This is a genomic window from Mucilaginibacter sp. OK268, assembly GCF_900103125.1.
GTDB lineage: Bacteria > Bacteroidota > Bacteroidia > Sphingobacteriales > Sphingobacteriaceae > Mucilaginibacter.
The window spans coordinates 101,240-121,314 of sequence record NZ_FNJV01000006.1 but is presented as its reverse complement, the minus strand read 5'-3'; the positions used below and the strand labels follow the sequence as shown (position 1 = coordinate 121,314).

Here is a 20,075-nt window from a genome sequence, read left to right as displayed (position 1 = left end):
CTGATGCCATGTAGAAAAATATAGAAACAAAAATTCCCGATGCTTCATCGCCAAACTACAACATCGGGATTTGCTCAACTAATACCTAATTAATTAAACATTTAAACGAAAATATGAAACAGGTACATACTTACCTCAAAAATTTAACTAAATATTCTTCAGGCTTTACCGTTAAACAGCTAAATATTGCTCCTAAAGTGTTAATTGTTATTGTTTTAACACTTCTCAACACCACACATTTATTTGCGCAGCAGGATGTACTTGATAAACCCTTAACCATCAAATTAAGCAATATTACTTTGGCTGATGCGCTGCTGGCCATTGGTGATAAAGCATCCGTAAGTATTTCCTATAGCAATACCCGGCTAGATGCTAATAAGATAGTGAATGTAGATGCCACTCATCAGCCTATCAAAAAAATATTACATGACCTGATGGGCGCTAACCTTAAATTAAAGGTGCAGGGCAATGTGATCACCATTCAAACAACCGATAACAAGCCGGTAACTTCTATCAATTTAAATAATAACCTGAACGAGGTGGTGGTGGTTTCGTCCCGCTCACCCCAGCACATCAGCGAAATACCCGGAACTGTTTGGGTTATTGACAGTGCCAAACTGCAGTCCCAGATCAAAGCCGGCGTACCTCTTAAAGAAGCATTGGGCATACTGATCCCAGGGCTCGATATCGGTAACCAGGGACGTTCCAATTACGCGCAAAACATTCGTGGGCGAAATATCCTGGTGATGATTGATGGGGTATCTATCAATAGCACCCGTAACACCAGTCGCCAGTTTGATGCTATCGATCCATTCAATATCGAGAAGATCGAAGTGTTATCCGGCGCGAGCTCGGTTTATGGCGGGGACGCTACCGGTGGTATCATCAATATTGTAACCAAAAAATCAACGTCGGAGAAACTGGCTTTCCAAACTGAAGTAGGCGGGCGCAGTGGCTTAGGTCATGGCGATGACCATGATCTGCGCGTAGCGCAGTCTATCGCTGGTGGTAATAGCTTTGTAAAGGGTCGTTTAGGCTTTGCTTATCAGCAAAATGGCGCTGCTTATGATGGCGATGGTCATCAAATTATTATCGACACCAAACAAGGCGACCTCCAATATAACCGCAGTATCGATCTGTTTGGTAATGTCGATTTTAAACTCAAACACAACCAAAGTATTAGTTTGGATGCGCAATACTACAACTCCAAATACAACAGCGACCATGGCTTATTTTTAGGGAATAACCTGGCAGGTGCGCTACCGGCTAATGCAAATAATGGTATAGCTCCCGATCCTTCATTGCTGGATGTACGCAAGGGCTTTGATGCCGATGTGGTGCCGCGCAGTAAACGCATTTTTATTAACGGCCAGTACCGTATTGGCAATATATTGGGTGGTCAGAGCTTTCAGTTCCAGGCTTTTGTTAGGTCTGAAAAATTAGATTTCAGCCCTTCTTTTCCTGAAGGTATTGTTCAGTCTCGCGATCTTACTGTTGCGCCAGGTAATGTAAAACCCTTACCACTGGCAGCGTCGCGCCAAAATACTGATGTATATGGCTTTAAGGCAGTTTTAGCCAAACAGTGGGATAAAGTAAAACTAACCTATGGTGCCGATCTCGATCATGAAAAATTTGTAGGAACGCAAGCCTTCTTTGATACCAACTTAAGCTATAGCTCTGGTGGACTGATCAATAAAACGGCCAGTACATTGGAACGTTATCCGGGTAACCGTATCCTGGGCATATCGGGCTTTGCGCAGGCCAGCTGGGAAATTATGAATAAGCTTACGCTTTCCGGAGGGATACGCCAGCAGCATATGGATGTAACCGTAGATGATTTTGTTCGCTTTCAGCAACAGGTATCTGTAAACTATGGTGTAGGTACCTCGGCAGCTAAAATCCCGGGAGGTAAAAACGACTATAATGTAACTTTGTTCAACGGCAGTTTGATTTACAAGTTCAGCAATAAGGCGCAGATATGGGCAAATTACTCACAAGGCTTTTCGGTGCCTGATCCAACCAAATATTACGGAACCGGCTCTTATGTACGCGATGGGGATAACTGGAAACTGGTTAACAGCATCAACGTAAAAGACGCGCCATTAAGTGGTATCAAAACCAATCAATATGAACTTGGCGGCAGATTAAGCGATGAGAGCGGCTTTAAAGGACAAATAGCAGGGTTTTATTCCGTGTCAGACAAAGCAATCCTCATCAACACCAGTAATTTTACCATATCTGTTACTGATCAAAAGGTACGCAACTACGGTTTTGAAGGCGAACTCAGCTACAGCCAGCAGCCAAAAGGTTTAATAGTGGGCGTTTCCGGTCAGTTTATTATTTCGGATATCAAAACGCCCGATAAAGGTTATCAGCGCAACTCCATCATCTCTACCAATCCGTCCAAATTTGTGAGTTTTGCGGGCTGGCAAAGTCAGGATTTTTCGGTGAGGTTACAAGCAGTGCGCTCGCTTGACCTGAAAGATTACCAAAACCTGGAATTGAAGGGCTTTACCACATTTGACCTCGTGGGTAACGTGAAATTACCACTAGGCACGCTATCTGCCGGTATCCAAAACCTTTGGGATAAGCAGTACCTGACCTTCTGGGGACAGCGCTCTGTTCTATTTTACGGTGCCCCGGCCAAACTGTACCAGTACTACGGTCGCGGCAGAACATTTTCTTTAACCTATACCATCAGTTATTAAAACCAGTTATCCCCGGAGGGCTAGCCATTACCGGGGATAACCCCTTATCATTTATCCGTATTGTTTAACTCTTTATTCATTACCTATGATAACACAATCCAATACCCCAAATCAGGATGAGGCCCTATTAGAAGCCTTAAGCACCGGTACCTCTTTTGAAGATATATTTTACGAAGGCTCATCCAAGGAATACCTCAAAGTGATGAGCCTTGCCAGCCAGTCGGTAGTTAACTTTTTGCATGATAATAAAAAACCTTTCAGCGGCGTAACAGCGGCCCAATTACGCCCGCAGTTTGAATCGGTCGACCTCAGCACTCCCCTGACCGATTATGAAAGCCTGATAAACGAGGTAGAAACGTTATACACCAAACACGCGGTTACCTTTCATCATCCAAAATATGTAGCGCACTTAAATTGCCCGGTGGTAATACCGGCTATAGCTGCCGAAGTATTGATCAGCGCCATCAACTCCTCATTAGATACCTGGGATCAGAGTGCCGGAGGTACGCTGATAGAGCAGAAAATGATCGAGTGGACCTGCAACGAAATCGGGTTTGATAAAAATGCCGATGGCGTGTTTACCAGCGGAGGTTCGCAAAGTAATATGATGGGCTTGCTATTGGCCCGTGATCACTATTCGGTAGAATACCTGAAACACAATATCAAACAAAACGGATTGCCGCCAGAAGCTTCCCGTTTCCGGATCTTTGTGTCAGAAGCAGGGCATTTCAGCATCCAGAAAAACGCTGCGATACTGGGCCTGGGCGAAAAGGCCGTAGTTAAGGTAAAAGCCGATCGTACCTTCCGGATGAATACTGTTTTGCTGGAAGATGCCATACAACGTGAGTTAAAACAGGGTAACATACCCATAGCCGTTGTAGCTACAGCCGGCACAACCGATTTTGGTAACCTCGATCCGCTGGAAGCCATAGGTCATATTGCCGCCAAATACAAACTCTGGTATCATGTCGATGCCGCTTATGGCTGCGGTTTATTGCTCAGCAACAAACACCGGTATTTGTTAAATGGGATCGAACTGGCTAATTCTGTTACAACTGATTACCATAAAGCCTTTTTCCAGCCGGTTAGCAGCAGCGCATTTTTGGTAAATCACAAACGGTATTTTGGATTGATAACTCACTATGCAGATTACCTGAACCCTAAGGATCAGCACTCAGACGAGATCCCAAACCAGGTAAATAAATCCATACAAACTACACGCCGTTTTGATGCCCTTAAACTTTGGTTTACCCTACGCATGATGGGTAAAGAAAAATTGGGCGGCTATATAGAAAAGATCATTGAAACAGCCGAAAATGTGGCGCATATCATCAGCACAGACCGCGATTTTGACCTGCTGAATTATTCGGACCTATCGGCATTGGTTTTCAGGTATAATCCTTCGGTTTTGCATACTGCGAACCTGACTCAGATGAATCAATATATTAAAGCACAGCTTTTAAAACATGGCGACGCACTGGTGGCCGGCACCAAGGTTCACGGAGAATTCTATCTCAAATTCACCCTGCTAAATCCGCTAACTACTACTGATCATATTAAAAACATTCTATTAAACATTAAAAAACATGGAAACGAATTCATTAAGTTTAATTAACCTTAGGGAAGAGGCTGAACAGGTAAATTACACCGCCATGCTCAACAGTTACCTGCGTGAATTTAGCAATTGGAGCCGTTACCTGGGTGTCCCTAAATATGATGAAGCATTAGCCGCTCATTTTCGGTCGACCGGGCATGATCTTCATATCCGTATTGATTTTTTTCCCATCGGTCTGGAGGTATACACTCCCCTGAACTATTACTCTGAAAGCGGCAGGCATATCTTTCATTTCCCGATTGTGAAACGCGACCCGCAAACAGATGAGATCACAGAACTGGCTCCTACCGATCTGATTGCCCTTATAGTTCAATACGCGCAGGAGCAATATCCCGAGATAGAAGCGGGAATCACCCAAAATCGTTTGCAGAACAGTATAGAAAACCTAGAAAAATACCTCGAAAATTTCATCAAACACGATCTTAATGCCAATGCCGTTGAGATGGATTTTATCCAGGCCGAGCAGTCACTTATTTTAGGTCACAGCGTGCACCCGGTGCCCAAATCGAAACAAGGTTTTAATGACGATGACCTGTTTAAATATTCACCCGAAACAGCCGGGCGCTTCCAGCTGCATTATTTTCTGATAGATGCCAGCCATGTCATTCAAAAAACTGCCGACGATATTTTGCCATCGATTCAGTTAAAAAATGAATTGTTAACCTTTGCTGCCAACGATGCCCGGGTGATGGAATTATTAAATACGCACCCCACATTCACCGTGGTACCTATGCATCCATGGGAGGCTAATTACTTGCTGCAACTGGATGATGTTTTAGCTTTACAGCAGGATGGTAAACTGTTTAGCCTAGGTAATTGGGGAGCGGAATTTACACCAACATCCTCCGTACGTACGGTTTATAATGAAGCTTGTGATTGGATGTTCAAATTCTCTTTACACGTAAAGATCACCAATTCTGAACGCATTAACCTGTACCCCGAGCTGCACCGTGGTTACGATATTTCGCGCTTGCTAAAAACTCCATGGGGGCAAAACCTACAGAAGGATTTCCCGGAGATCGACTTTATTGTTGATCCGGCATTTATAGCGGTTACTGATAATAACGGTCAGGTGATCAATGGTTTTAATATCAGCATCCGTCGCAATCCGTTTAAGAACGAAGCGCAGCATAAAAATGTAACCCTGCTGGCCGCACTTTGCCAGGATAGTATTCTGGGCGAACCATCAAGGCTCACCAATATCATTAAAACAGCCGCTCAAAAATCAAACAAAACGGTAAGCCGTGTGGCCGAAGACTGGTTTAAACAATACCTGCACATTTGCATCAGGCCTATGGTTTCTATCCTGAATAAATATGGCCTGGCCTGTGAGTTCCACCAGCAAAATGTAATGGTTGAGCTGGACAAGAACCTGTTCCCGGCAAAGCTTTATTTCAGGGATAATCAGGGATTTTTCTTTCGCACGGGTAAAGCTGATGAAATTTTGGCCGCCATCCCGGGCATTGCTGAGGAAAGCAAATCGATCATCGACGAAGAATACATCGCCCCTAAATATACTTATTACCTGATAGTGAATAACCTGTTAGGTGTGGTAAACGCATTTGGTGTTAACGGCCTGGCCGATGAAAAGCGCCTGCTGGATATTGTTTATAAAGAGCTGAAAAGCCTGGAAGCTATGGACGAAACCGGCCTGGTCAGCTACATCATCAACAGTCGCAACTGGAGCGTGAAAGCTAACCTGTTGACCAGTTTATATAACATGAACGAGGCTAATGTTTCGTTAGAGTACCCGGCGGTTTATGTAGATTATCCAAACCCGTTGAACAAGTTTTTCTTTTGCAAAAACCTCATCAAGCCAGAGCGGAAAGATATTGTGTACAGCAGGTATTTCCCGAAAGAAGATGTAACGCTGAGCATTCGCCCATTTGATATTGACCGCGACCTGGAAATGGTGCACGACTGGTTTAACCAGGAACAAGCCAAGCCTATTTGGAAAATGGACGGCCCGATACGCGGCTTGGAATTGTTTTACAGAACCATCATCCCAGGCGATGCTACCCACAGTTTTATTGGTGAAGTAAACGGTGTGCCTAACTTCACCTTCGAACCCTACTGGCCTGCTCGTGATCTGGTTGGTGCCTATTACGAATGCCTGCCTACAGATTACGGTACCCACTTACTGGTAGCCCCGGCAGAAAAGGAGAAAAAATTTGCCTATCAATCCTTACAAGTAGCCTTAGATTACCTGTTTGCCCAGCCCGAGGTTGGTAAATGCATAGGCGAAGCGGCCGTTGAATCCAGAGCTATGCGTGCACTGGCCAACAGGATTGGTTACCAGCAGCAAAGAGTGATAGATATGCCTCACAAAAACGCCAATCTTACCTTTTTATATCGCGAATGGTACTGGGAAAAAAATCCCGGCACAAAGGAAATTAAGATAGAACTGTAGGAGAAAGAATCAAGAGATAAGAGTCAAGAAACAAGATATGTAAAACGGTCTCAATTTCTGGCTCTTGTTTCCTGACTCTAATAAAAAAAGTACAATTGAAGACTAAAAAAATATACAATCTGATCGGCATTGGTATTGGCCCGTTTAATTTGGGACTTGCTGCGTTAACAGAGCCGGTAGACGAACTGACTACCCTGTTCCTGGACCGTTCGCCGGCTTTTGACTGGCACCCGGGCTTAATGCTCAGCAATGCCACTTTACAGGTGCCCTTTATGGCCGACCTGGTGACCATGGCCGACCCAACCAGCCGTTATAGTTTCCTTAATTTCTTAAAGGAAACCAACCGGCTTTATAAGTTTTTTATCCGCGAAAACTTCTTTATTCTGCGTAAGGAGTATAATGTTTATTGTAAATGGGTAGCCGCGCAATTATCCAGCTGCCTGTTCTCCAGATCGGTGGAGGCGATTGAATACATTGAAACTGCAAAACACTATAAAATTAAGGTTACTAATAGCTTAACTAGCCAACCCGAGGTTTACTACGCCGAAAAAATAGTGTTAGGTACCGGTACAGAACCCCGTTATCCCGATTTTATGAAGGATATTCAATCACCCAACATTCTGCATACTTCTAATTATCTATATAAAAAGGCTGACATTCTACAGGGCAGATCGGTAGCGATAATTGGCTCCGGGCAAAGTGCTGCCGAAGTTTTTCAGGATCTGCTACCTTATACCGAGGATGGTTTGCAACTCAGCTGGTTTAGCCGCCCGGATAGGTTTTTCCCGATGGAATACGCAAAACTGACCCTGGAGCTAACCTCACCCGAGTATGTAGATTATTTTCATAACATGCCCGCGGAAAAACGAAAGGCAGTATTGGCCAAACAACCGCCATTGTACAAGGGCATCAACTTTGAGCTCATCAACCAGATATTTGATACCCTTTATGAAATGAGTGTTGATGATGCGCCTTTAAATGTGCAACTGCGCCCCAATTCCCAACTGGATGGCATTACAATAAATCAGGATGATTCGAATGAGCTGCAATTTACACATGTACAACAACAGCAAACCTTTACACACCAGGCCGATTATGTGATCCTGGCAACGGGATATAAGTATAACACCCCGGCATTCATCAACGGTATTCAACAACGCATTGCTATTAATGAAGATGGTCTTTTTGATGTAAAACGCAATTACAGTATTGATGTCAACGGCGATGAGATCTTTGTGCAAAACGCCGAATTGCATACCCACGGTTTTGTAACCCCCGATTTAGGAATGGGTGCCTACCGCAATTCATGTATCATTAACCAGGTTGCCGGCAAAGAAATTTATAAAGTAGAAGAACGAATTGCCTTTCAGCAGTTTAGTATTTAGGTCAGGAAAATCGCTTTTAAATCAATAGTTGATAGGAGGCACCTGCCGGAGCCTTTAAAAAGAATGTGTTCCGCCTACAAACATGTTACTCCTCCGGAGTTTCATTTGTACCGTTCGTTAAACTCCAGAGGAGTAACGTGTTTGTAGATGATAAAATATAGAAAAATGTTGGCTCCGTAGGTGCCACCTATTTAAAAGCGATTCCTCTTGTGTTTAGGTAGATTATAATGGATAACCGAAAAGACTTCATACTCTCCATGAACCTGCGTAAGGTCATGTGGCAAACCTCCTGGCCGGCCGTGGCTGCTATTGTACTATACGGCTTGAACAATTTTCTGGATGCTTTGCTGGTTGGGCGCTTGGTTGGCCCGCAAGCTTTGGCTGCCGTTGGCTTGGCTTACCCCTTGTCGCAAATTGTAATGGGCTTTGGCCGGTTGATCGGTACGGGTGCTTCGGCGGCGCTTAGCATTTGGCTGGGTGCTAATGATTCTGCAAAGCTTAAACAGCTGTTTGGAAATTTGAATATATTATCCATTGTTTGCGCGGCACTTTTTGCCATACCAGCTTATCTCTTTGCCGAAAACCTACTTGCATTGATGGGTGCTAAAGGCGGACTGGTTACTATAGCAGCCAGTTATTTCAAGGTGACGTTAATAGGTTCGGTATTCTGGATCCATGGGTTTTCTGCGAATATGCTTATCCGGGGCGAAGGGAAAATGAAAACCGCCGCCTGTATGATCGGCATTGGGCTCCTGATCGACATTATATTAAAACCTGTTTTCATCCTCGTTCTGCACGGAGGCGTAGCCGGAGCGGCCTGGGCCACCAATACGGCCATGTTTATTTACTCGGCCATGGGGCTCATTTATTTTGCCCGCAACAAAAGTATCTTCCGGGATCAATGGTATTCCTTAAAACCAACCAAAATCGTAGCTAAAAAAATAATAACATTGGGCTTTCCCGAAATGCTATTTTCTATCATGTCGGTCATACAAAGTATGCTGATATTGCAGGCTATTTCCAGGTATGGTACCCAGCAGGACCTACTTTTTTACACCATCGTGAACCGTTTTTATTTGCTCTTGTTAACGCCCCTGTTTGGCTTGATGCGGGGTCTGCAGCCCGTAGCCGGCATAAACTATGGCGCCGGAAATATTTCAAGAGCAAAAAAATCACTACTGATCGCTATCACTGCCGGTATTGTGATCGTCTTGCCATTTTGGATTGTCGCGCTGTTTTTCCCTAATGTATTATGGGCATGGATGGTTCCTCATGTGGTTTTATCAGCAGTACATATTTTAAATCTGCGTATTTACCTATCAGTGTTACCATTTCTACCGGTCATTGTAATGGCCCTGGCTTATTTCCCTGCTATTAATCAGGCAAAAAAGGCAAGTCAACTAGCTATTCTCCGGCAGCTGTTCTTTTATCTCCCGGCAACATTAATACTTCCTGTATTTTTTGGCGTTAACAGCATTTTTTGGGGCAGCGCGTGTATTGAGCTCCTGGTTATATTAATTACGCTTTGGATGTTAAAAAGCCCGATACTAAAATTCAGGGCAAAACCAATCTAAGAAACTGTTTATTATTTTTAAATGTAGAGACGCATAATTGCGTCTCTACAAGCCCCCATCATATCATTGCGAGGAGGAACGACGAAGCAATCTCGTAACTATTCTTACCAATGAGAACGCGATGAGATTGCTTCGTACCTCGCAATGACATATTCTTTATGAATAATTTGGCTGCATAACTTGTCGAAGGGTTGCGAGAAAAGGCCTGTGTACGATAACAAAACACCAATATTAAACCAACCGCTTGTTCACTTCGTCCCAGTTAACCACATTCCACCAGTTGGCTATATATTCGTTGCGTTTATTCTGATATTTTAAATAGTAGGCGTGCTCCCAAACATCCAGGGCCAATAATGGCGTCCCTTTAACTTCCACCTTATCAAATAAAGGATTATCCTGGTTTGCTGTAGATGTTATTTTTAAAGTACCGTTATCATTAACCAACCATGCCCAACCCGAGCCAAAACGGGTCAAGGCCGCCTGGGTAAACAGCTCTTTGAATTTATCTACACTGCCAAACGTGTTGGTTATAGCATCTTTCACTTTACCATTAGGCCCACTGGTTGTACCGGGTTTCAGGCTGGCCCAAAAGAAATTATGGTTCCAGGCGCCTCCTCCATTATTTCGTGCTTTGGCAGAGAGCTTTGAAGCATTATCGAAAAACTCCTTCTCTGATGTATAATTGAGTTTTTCGGCAACAATAGCATCATTTACATTTTTGATATAGGCAGTGTGATGTTTGGTATAATGGATCTCCATGGTCAGCGCGTCTATGTTGGGTTCCAGCGCCGCATAACTAAAACCTAATGGGGCTTGTACAAATTTTAAGGGATTATCCGCATTTACTTTGGCATCATGACTCTCGTTGGCGGCAAGGGCCGATGCACTATTTAAAATTATTGGACCTCCTACTGCAACTGCTACAGTTACTTTAAACGAATCTTCTATGAATTTTCTTCGGCTATTGGTTTTCATAATGATGATATTTTAGTGGCATTAAACTTTTTATCTAATTTACCCTTAATATTACTATTTGCTGATTAAAATTAACACCTTATAATCAAACCCTGATGATACCTGTGCAAATTTTAAGAGTTCATCTGCATTAACCAAATGGTGATTGCCAGTAACCGAAGCCGATGTGCTTTTTATAAGTATCGGGTCGCCTACCGCAGCTATTATCGTTGCCATTAAGGTATTTTCAATAAATCTTCTTCGACTGTTTGTTTTCATGATATTAAAAAAGGCTTAATAAATTAAAAGCAGCCAGGAACTAAACCGGGCAGGCTTTAAAGCACACGCTATTAAATCACTTATATAATGTGCTGTATTTTAATTATGTGTAAGTATGGTTGCACCGATGGTCGCGCTGCCCGGCGTTCCATTGATGTAAATGGTATAAATTTTACCAGCCTGTAAACTAATGTTGCTCAACTGATTATTCAGGATGCTTACTGCCGAATGATCGCTTGTTTTACTTACCTGGAAATTAAGCGTACCTGCGTCGATAGTAATAAATGGCCCTATTGACCAGGTGTTGAAACCAGTTCCGGATAAAACTGAACCCCCAGCCCTGCCATAAGCGGTATTGGTAAACAGAGTAGTTTGCCCGGTTATCCCAAAATCAACATTTGGACTGCCCGGGGCCAGGTTCACAAACCTGATCTTGGCCTTGCCTGCCGCAGGTACTGCCAGGTCATCATAAAACAGGATCAGTGAATCGGCAGTTGCCTTGGTATTCTTAATGGCAAACACCGTATGGTAATAGTTGGCTATAGGGCCATTTGGGCCACCACTGCTGGTAAATGTGGCGCTGTTACCAAACTGGCGCGATGCCTTGTAAGAGGTATTAGTACCTTCAGTAAAGTTGATCTGTACATCGCCAAATTGTGCGTCCAGGTAATCTGATTTTCCGTTAATAGGCACTGCCGTTTTTGTTACCTGGGTGGTATATGTCCAGAATTGTATGCCTACACTAACCGGGCGGGCATTCACAAAACTGATATGTGCCGCAAGTAGAGGTCTATCGGCGGCGTTAATATCCAGGTAATCTGTTTTTTTACAGGATGAGATGATCAGCATCAATGCTCCTGCCAATAATAATCCCTTTGACCGCGAAATGAAAACTGTACTATTCATCGCCTTTTTATTTATTGAATATATTTTGTTCATGTTTTGTATGATGAATGATTAAAAATGGGCTGATAACCTGATAAATGGCTGGATACCCGCGCTGCCATTTTGGATACCAACAACAGTAGGGTTACGCAGGCCTGATATGGTTGGATCGGAATAATCGCCCAGGCTATTGAATACATTATTTACCCCTACGGTACCTTGTAGTTTGGCGGTAAATCTATATCCTACCGACAGATCTGTTACCCATATCGGTTTAAGTTTCTGGTAGAAATAAACCGGGTTGAGTGGATCGGCAGCGCTCAATAAGGTAGCCGTGGTAACGCTGCCAAAGTATACGGTACGGGCCAGAAAAGTAAATTTATCTATGCTGTAGATACCTTGCAGGTTAATTTTTTGACCGGGGATATTAGTGGTTACCCTGGCGCGTTCGCCCGGGCTCAAGATCACGTTCTTGTAGGCCTCCAAACCTTTAGGAGTATTTACTTTGGTTACTTCGTTCTTGGCAAAATTACCACCGAATAAAAAGTTGATACTTCCTTTGTTCAGCAATACGTTATAGCTGCCGGTAAACTCAATCCCTTTGGTGCGCGTACTAAATTCGTTATAAAAAAAGTTGGCTTGTGCCGCACCGGTTTGCTGAAATAATGCTTTTACATCGGCAGGCAGGTTGGCATCAGTAGCAGTAAAGTTGCCTGTGTTACCTACCCGGTTATCAATATTAATGAGGTACGCATCAACAGTTAACTCCACGTTACTGCTGGGGGCCGAGGTAAGTCCGATCGTATATCCTTTTGATTTTTCGGGCGATAATTTAGGAATCCCCAGGGCCCTTGCCGCAGCACTTTGATTTGAAGCGGTCAGGATATCAACCCCTCTCCCTTGTTGAAAGGTAGTAGATACCGAGGTGTAATATGACTGCGCCAGATCGGGTGCTCTGAAACCAGTGTTGGCAGATCCACGTAGATTTAACCAAGGTGCAAAAGTGTATCGGGTTGCTGCCTTCCACGTAAATACATTACCAAAATCCGAAAAGTATTCGGCCCTGCCCGCGGCAGATACCAACCATTCCTTAGTTACGTTCAACTCCACATCGGCATAGCCCGCGGTTACCGAGCGGTTTACATTAACCGCATTCTCGGGCCTGAAACCCAGATGGATCTGCGAGCCCGCTGATAAGCCATTCAAAGAGGTAACGCCTGCCGCTGACAAGTAAGGTATGCCTCCGGTGGTTGTATCTATATCAACAATAGTGCGTTGGTCGGCTTTGGAATAAGAGGCTTCCTCCCCTGCTTTGATCTGGAAGGTTTCTACCCGGTGTTGTGCGCCGAAAGCGATGTTGAGCCCTTTTAATATTTTATCAAAATAGCGGGTAAAATCTAAAGCTGTAGTGTTTTGGCTGGCGTTATAACTACCAGCATCAAAACTGGTGGGGCTTTTTAAACCCAAACTGGCATTCAGTGAATTATCAACCCTGTTGCCAAAAATATTTTTACCGTACACATTGGACAGATCGACATTCCAGTCGCCAACCTTACCTTTTAAACCTATGGCTATTGACTCATCCACAATATTGTTTTCCATAGCCGGTAAAAAGCCATCGGGATAAATAAAATTGTTATTCCTTGATGTCCAACCCGGCAGGCGATAAGTAGCTGTAAATTGTGAATTGCGACTGCTAATACCACCAAAAGCATATAGCTCAGCAGCGTTTTTTAAAGGAAGACCCGCATTAAAAAATAATAAAGCATCCTGCCCGGCATTGGAGCCGCTGGCCCGCTGATCAAAAAAATGACGGTCGATACCACGGCTTTTTAATATGGCATCATCAATGTCTTTGGTATAAATAGCATCATATCCGCGGGTGTTAGCGCCGCCGCCGTATATCGGACCATTGTAAAGCCCGGCATCGGCCTTACCCGCCGGCAGCGAAATAGCCTGAGTGGCATATTCGGTGGTAACATTTAGGTAACCACCGTTACCTAAACCAACTCCGTAGTTAACATTAGTTCGTGTTACCGCACCATCGCCGCGGCGGCGGGTGCTTCCGGTACTGCTTACCGCCAGATCATCTGTTTTTTTCTTCAGCACGATGTTGATCACCCCGGCAATAGCATCTGATCCGTACTGTGCCGCGGCACCGTCACGAAGTATCTCAATACGATCAATAGACCCTGTCGGTATGGAGTTCAGATCGTACCCGGTTGAACCATTACCCAGGCCACCATAGTTTACGTTTGCACTTTTATGCCGGCGCTTTCCGTTAACCAGCACAAGCACCTGATCCGGACCGAGGCCGCGTAATTGGGCTAAACTTAAAGCAGAACCTGCATCGCCCGCATTACTGCCGTTCACTGAGTGAAAAGACGGCGATATGTATTGCAATATCTGGGTAACGCTCACCTGGGGAGCCGACTCCAGCAGGGGTTTTATATCAATAACATCAACCGGTGATGCCGAGTTGAGTTTAGTACGGTTGGCATTGCGCGATCCGACGATCTGCACCTCATTCAATGCATTTCCGGCCGGTTTCAGACTGATGTTGAAATTTTTAATCCCGTCAATTTCTACCTCCTGGCTTTCAAAGCCAATAAAGGAAAACACCAGGTATTTGCCATTACGTATCACGATCTCAAAGGAGCCATCGGCTTTGGTCACAGCTCCCTGGTTAAGACCTTTTACAGTCACCGAAACACCGGGCAAGGGTTTTTTATCATCAGCGGATGTAACTACACCGCTTACCGTTCGTTTTTGTGCCCATACATTTTGCCCATAGTACAGGCTAAGAAATAAAAACAGGAGTAATATTTTCTTCATTTTACAATATAGTTTAAAGGCAAAGCAGTGGCCTGGGCAATGCGAAAAACACCTGCCAGCACCCTGCTGATGCCCTGATTAATTATTTAGGGGATTATATTTTCAATTAGCGGCGGTCTTTTGTTTAAAGCGGTCGTCGGTGAGCGCTTTTAAAAATTCAACAATGTCATCAATTTCGCTGCTGCTGAGGTTTAAAGGTTTATCAAGCGAGAGGTCGCGGTTAATACCATCCTTAACTATAGCCGAAGGGTTATTATAATACTCCACCACGCTGCGCAGGGTTTTAAACTTACCATTATGCATATAAGGCGCGGTAACAGCCACATTGCGTAAGCTTGGGATTTTAAATTCGCCGTCTTCAGTTTTGTTTTTGGTGATCACCGACCGGCCCGGGTCGTTCAGATCCTTCCCGTTGTACAGACCGATACTTTTAAACCTGTCGGCCGTAAAGTCTTCCCCCGAGTGGCAGTTGTTACAGTTGGCTTTACCAATAAACAATAGTCTACCTCTTGCCGCCGAAGCGGATAGCGCGTTATCATCACCATTGATGTACCGGTCGTAAGGACTGTTTGATGTTTCCAGTGTACGCTCGAATGAAGCTATGGCTTTGAGCAGGTTATCTTTATTGGCCGGCGCTTTAAATACTTTTTGAAAAGCCGTTGCGTAAACAACATCATCATTTAATCTTTTAACTGCTTCATCCAACGACAAGCCCATTTCTGTGGCCGATGTGATAGGTCCCATGGCCTGCTCTTCCAAAGAGGAAGCGCGCCCATCCCAAAAAAGATGTGGCCGACCAGACAGATTAGTAAGCCCCGGTGAATTTCTGGTGGTATGGTTCCCTTTAATACCTAAGCTAAAAGTAGCGGTATCTGCAAAGGCAAATTCCGGCTTATGGCAGGATGAACAACTGATAGTTTTATCAAGCGACAATATCGGGTCGAAAAAAAGTTTCTCACCCAGTTGTTCTTTGTTTTGCACTTCATCCCTACTGCCCATAAAACCGGTGAGACTTATCATTAAACTAAATACAGTTAAAATCAATAGCGTACTTTTCTTTTTCATATCAATTACAGGTATTCCGGAGAACTTTCGCCGGGGTATGCATGAGCCGCTACCCCGGCTAATTGTTCACTAACCACCTAATTTGGATTTTTTGATGTCTTTTTAGTCAAAACAATGGCCATCCGCTCCGTAAAGCGGCTTTAATTGCGTGATATTTTGTTAAAATTTGTTAAAAAACCAGGCCTTATTGCGCGTTGGCCACCAGGTTTACATTCAGGTCAAAATCATCGTAGATCACTTTATCGCCCAGGTTTTCGAAGAAATTCTTCGACCTGAATTTGATATCATACTTGGTACGGTCGACCGTAATTTTGGCGGTAGCATTTAATTTCTTGCCATTAATAGCTAAGGTTGCCGGGAAGCTCACATCATTGGTGATACCTTTAATAGTTAATTTACCTTTAATATCGTATTGATTACCAGACGTTTTAGTTGCAGACACTATTGCAAAATTGGCTTTCGGAAATTTATCGGTACTGAAAAATGTTTCACTTTTAAGCGTGCTTACCAGCTTATCGTTCGAAGCCTGATCTGTCAGGTCGGCATCGGTAATGGTATTCAGGTCGATATCAAAAGTGCCGCTTTTTAAAATATTATTTTCGGCTGTAAACTGGCCGTTACTTATTTTAACTTCTCCGTTATGATCGCCGGTTGCTTTTTTAGCTTGCCAGGTAAGCTTACTACCCTGATTATCAACCTTAAAACTTTGAGCTTTATAATGTCTGTGCGCTGTAATTGTTTTTATAGGCAGATTGACTATGGTTGTATTTGGGGTAAAAGCTGTAGCCAAAGTGGCTATAGAAATAATAGCTGTTGCGTAAACTGCGATGGTTAATTTAGTTGTCATGGTGGGTAGTTTTGTTGTGTTTATTTTCAATATGTTAAATGTTACCCGGTAAAGCACAATACTTTACCGGGAATGTATGATGATTATTTACCTTTTTGTGTATTACTTTCTGAGTCTGTTGCTGAGGCGCTGGCCGGAACCGGTTCCGCAATCAGTTCATCTAAAAGTTTATTGAATTTCTGCTCGTAATCTGCATAGTACTTGCCTGTTACCGTACCGGTGTAGCCCGTGTATATTTCCCTTACATCACCTTTACGATCGATAATGATTGTGGTTGGGAAAGCGATGAATTTATTCAGGGCAGGTAATTTTTGTGATACCAGCTTCTTATCAGCCAGGCCACCAAACAGAATATCATACTGAATGTTGTATTTCTCTTTCAGTTTCCCTAATGTGTACTGCGCATATTTCAGGCTGTCTTTTTGCTCAAAGCCTATGGCTATAGCTTCTACCCCGCGATTGTGATTTTTGTTGAACCAGGGTGATAGAAATACGGTTTGATCGGTACAATTAGGGCACCAGGTACCAACAATTTCAATGATGGTAACCTTGCCTTTGTACTTGGCATCACTTAATGATACTGGTTTTCCTGTTAGATCAGGGAAAGTAAAATCGAGCTTTTTGTAACCGTCTTTCAAATAGGTAAGCTTGTAGGGATCGGGTAATTCGGCTTTATCATCCTTAACGGCATCAAACTTGGTATTATCATAAATACCCTGTCCTATTTCGCCGCTTAGGGTACCATCAGGATTGATCTTTCCTTTATAGATCTTAGGACTTGGACCAGTAAAGCCTGATAACTCAAATTCATCGCCCTGAACGGTGCCTTCCAATTCACGGCTGTCGCCGGTTACCTGCAGAATAACACCTGTAAGTTTGTTACCTGTTTGCTTTAGTATCGCGATCTTATTGGGTACCTGCTCTTTTGAATAAACTTTAAGCTCCCATTTACCAGTTAAATTTGCCGTAGGCGCAACATCCTTACCGGGTTCAACAAAGCGGTAGCTTTTTCCGTACTCTGCTGTAAAAGGTAAAGAGTTTCCCCTGAAACCCGGTACCAGGCTACGATATTCGCCGCTAAGGGTTCCGTTATCTTCTATTTTGGCAACCAGCGCCGCATCATAGGTATTCATTTTTATAAATACAGAATCTTTGCCGATCCGCTGCACATGAAAATTATCACGACGGGTTCCATTAAGCAAGGTAAATACAGCATGTTCGACATCTTTACCTTTAAACTCAAAATTGAACGGTACTTTTGATTCGGCTACGGTAAATACGCCACGCCATACACCTTCTTTTATAAATTTTGCAGGCGGCGGGGTATCTGCAGCTATGGCAGCCCCGCTAAACAATAAGCCTATTGTCAGGCATTTGAATGAGGTAATCAGATTGAGTGTTTTCATTTGATAAATTATGGATCGGTTATTAATTAGTTTCCTGACTGCACAGCCGGATCTTTTACTGTAGCACTTTCAGACGCAGGCTCAGCTATCAGTTTATCCAGCAACTGGTTAAATTTCTTTTCATAATCCTTGTGGTATTTACCTGTTACTGTACCTGTGTAACCGGTATATATTTCGCGTACATCACCATTTCTGTCGATAATGATAGTTGTTGGGAATGCAATGAATTTATTGAGCGCGGGTAGTTTTTGAGCAACCAGCTTTTTATCGGCAAGGCCGCCAAAAGCTATATCATAATTAATAGCATATTTTTCTCTGAGCTTGCCTAAAGTATATTTGGCATAGTCAAGGCTATCTTTTTGCTCAAAACCAATGGCGATGGCTTCTACACCGCGGTTACGGTTTTTATTGAACCATGGTGACAGGAATACGGTTTGGTCTGTACAGTTAGGGCACCAAGTACCTATAATTTCTACAATAACCACCTTGCCTTTGTACTTATTGTCGCTCAGTGAAACCGCTTTACCATCAATACCCGGGAAAGAGAAATCAAGTTTTTTATAGCCTTCTTTTAAAAATGTAAGCTTATAAGGATCGGGCAATTCCACGGTTTCATTTTTGGCGGCATCAAACTTCAGGTTCTTGTAGATACCAAAACCCTCCTCGCCGCTGATAGTACCATCGGCATTGATCTTTCCTTTGATGATAAAGGGGCTCGGGCCGGTAAAGCCACTCAAGGCAAACTCATCTCCTTGAACGGTACCTTCCAGTTCGCGGGTGTCACCCACAACGGTCATAACAACGCCCGTAAGTTTATTCCCTTTTTGTTTTAAAATGGCGATAGATGCAGGGACGGCTTCTTTACTATAAGTCTTGATCTCCCATTTACCGGAAAGATCTGCTTTTGGGGCAACATCTTTACCGGGTTCAACAAAGCGGTAGCTTTTACCATATTCGGCAGTAAAGGGCAGTGCATTACCCCTAAATCCGGGTACCAGGCTGCGGTATTCACCACTTATTTTACCGTCGTCCTCAATTTTAGCTACCAAGGCCGCGTCATAGGTATTCATTTTAATGTAAACAGAATCTTTACCTACTGCTTTTACATGGAAGTTATCACGGCGCGAACCATTGATCAGTGTAAATACGGCGTGCTCCGCATCTTTACCTTTTAGTTCAAAATTGAATGGCACCTGCGATTCGCTTACCGTAAATACACCCCGCCATACACCTTCTTTAATAAATTTTGATGGGGGATTTTTATCAGCTGCTAACGCCGCGCTGCTGATCAGCAAACCTAACGACAGGTATTTTGCTTTAGTTAAATAATTGTGAATGTTCATATTTTTATAAAATCTAGTTATTGGAAGTTTTACATGATAATTGCCGGGTTTGAAATTTGGGCATAGCAATTCCATGGCCCTATTAAAGACCCGAAAAAAGTACACGCAAAAAACTTTAGCTGTTAATGCTTAAAACCAAAAGGCAAACTGGATGCTGCAACATCGTAAGCCTGATGCCGCCTGCACATAAGATTGTAGATAATTTACTGTTTTCATGATGATAGTTAATTTATATTTCTAAAAAAATTTAGAAAAAAGTTTAGCACTTATTTCAAACTGAAAAGTTGCTGAAGATCATCGAGACTTCCTCTCCCTTCGTCTTTATAAATCAACTAATTAATGGTGGGGTTAATTAGAATGCTGTAAAGATAACAAGAATATTTATAATTACAAGTAAATCTATAGATTTAGTAGTATATTTTATAATTAGTTCATATTTTATAGTATAATCAACATCCTGGACTGTACAGCACACGCCTTTTTTACCACCATAGCAAAGCAACGCACTTAGTACAGCCAGGATGTTGATCTTATTTCAGGATCAATTTCCGGAATGAACTGTGCGAATTAACAATACTGGTAACAACAGAAAAGGATGCCACCATTCTGTATGCGGGCTTTAGTGATAAAATTCAATTTCAGATTCATGGTATTTGTTGATAAGTTGGATCCAAAGCATGCGGTTTAGATGACCTTCGGCTTTGCGATCCATTTAACAGTTCAAGTGGTGGCGATTGATCTGTTAATCTATATTAATTAAAGTATTATG

Annotated in this window: 13 protein-coding genes and 1 riboswitch; of the genes, 5 read left to right on the top strand and 8 right to left on the bottom strand. The window is 43.1% G+C overall.

Annotated elements, in window-relative coordinates; genetic code table 11:
- Positions 1–113: 113 nt before the first annotated feature.
- From BLR84_RS18940 to BLR84_RS18920, 5 genes are all read left to right on the top strand, one after another.
- Positions 114–2,708, top strand: a complete 2,595-nt coding sequence (locus BLR84_RS18940; protein ID WP_218128390.1) for a TonB-dependent receptor — start codon at positions 114–116, stop codon at positions 2,706–2,708.
- Between the two features lie 85 nt (positions 2,709–2,793).
- Positions 2,794–4,323 (top strand): pyridoxal phosphate-dependent decarboxylase family protein, encoded by a 1,530-nt coding sequence (locus BLR84_RS18935; RefSeq protein WP_090471260.1) that lies wholly within the window; start codon positions 2,794–2,796, stop codon positions 4,321–4,323.
- Complete coding sequence (locus tag BLR84_RS18930) at positions 4,295–6,733, top strand: GNAT family N-acetyltransferase (RefSeq protein ID WP_090471258.1); 2,439 nt, start codon at positions 4,295–4,297, stop codon at positions 6,731–6,733. The genes BLR84_RS18935 and BLR84_RS18930 overlap by 29 nt, the downstream gene beginning before the upstream one ends.
- A 95-nt stretch (positions 6,734–6,828) precedes the next feature.
- The gene (locus tag BLR84_RS18925; protein WP_090471256.1) at positions 6,829–8,118 is read left to right on the top strand and encodes a lysine N(6)-hydroxylase/L-ornithine N(5)-oxygenase family protein; all 1,290 of its coding nucleotides are present in this window, start codon (positions 6,829–6,831) and stop codon (positions 8,116–8,118) included.
- 227 nt (positions 8,119–8,345) lie between these two features.
- Positions 8,346–9,692 (top strand): MATE family efflux transporter, encoded by a 1,347-nt coding sequence (locus BLR84_RS18920; protein WP_090471254.1) that lies wholly within the window; start codon positions 8,346–8,348, stop codon positions 9,690–9,692.
- A 231-nt stretch (positions 9,693–9,923) separates the two neighbouring features.
- Here BLR84_RS18920 and BLR84_RS18915 read toward each other — a convergent pair whose 3' ends face one another.
- From BLR84_RS18915 to BLR84_RS18885, 8 genes are all read right to left on the bottom strand, one after another.
- On the bottom strand, positions 9,924–10,667 hold the full coding sequence (locus tag BLR84_RS18915) for a superoxide dismutase (RefSeq protein WP_090471252.1): 744 nt from the start codon (positions 10,665–10,667) through the stop codon (positions 9,924–9,926).
- Between the two features lie 54 nt (positions 10,668–10,721).
- Positions 10,722–10,925 (bottom strand): hypothetical protein, encoded by a 204-nt coding sequence (locus tag BLR84_RS29750; RefSeq protein WP_143013947.1) that lies wholly within the window; start codon positions 10,923–10,925, stop codon positions 10,722–10,724.
- A 99-nt stretch (positions 10,926–11,024) separates the two neighbouring features.
- A complete protein-coding gene (locus BLR84_RS18910; protein ID WP_090471250.1) occupies positions 11,025–11,864 on the bottom strand; it encodes a DUF4397 domain-containing protein in 840 nt (279 codons plus the stop codon).
- Between the two features lie 18 nt (positions 11,865–11,882).
- Entirely contained in the window at positions 11,883–14,645 is a 2,763-nt protein-coding gene (locus BLR84_RS18905) for a TonB-dependent receptor (RefSeq protein WP_090471247.1), read from the bottom strand.
- A gap of 102 nt (positions 14,646–14,747) precedes the next feature.
- Positions 14,748–15,710 carry a cytochrome-c peroxidase gene (locus tag BLR84_RS18900; protein WP_218128387.1) on the bottom strand — a complete coding sequence of 321 codons (963 nt, stop codon included), beginning with the start codon at positions 15,708–15,710 and terminating at the stop codon, positions 14,748–14,750.
- A 184-nt stretch (positions 15,711–15,894) separates the two neighbouring features.
- Positions 15,895–16,557, bottom strand: a complete 663-nt coding sequence (locus tag BLR84_RS18895; protein ID WP_090471244.1) for a YceI family protein — start codon at positions 16,555–16,557, stop codon at positions 15,895–15,897.
- 83 nt (positions 16,558–16,640) lie between these two features.
- Complete coding sequence (locus BLR84_RS18890; protein ID WP_090471243.1) at positions 16,641–17,963, bottom strand: peroxiredoxin family protein; 1,323 nt, start codon at positions 17,961–17,963, stop codon at positions 16,641–16,643.
- A 26-nt stretch (positions 17,964–17,989) separates the two neighbouring features.
- A complete protein-coding gene (locus BLR84_RS18885; protein WP_090471718.1) occupies positions 17,990–19,306 on the bottom strand; it encodes a peroxiredoxin family protein in 1,317 nt (438 codons plus the stop codon).
- Positions 19,307–19,532: 226 nt separating this feature from the next.
- Positions 19,533–19,636: riboswitch (SAM riboswitch) on the bottom strand.
- Between the last annotated feature and the right edge of the window lie 439 nt (positions 19,637–20,075).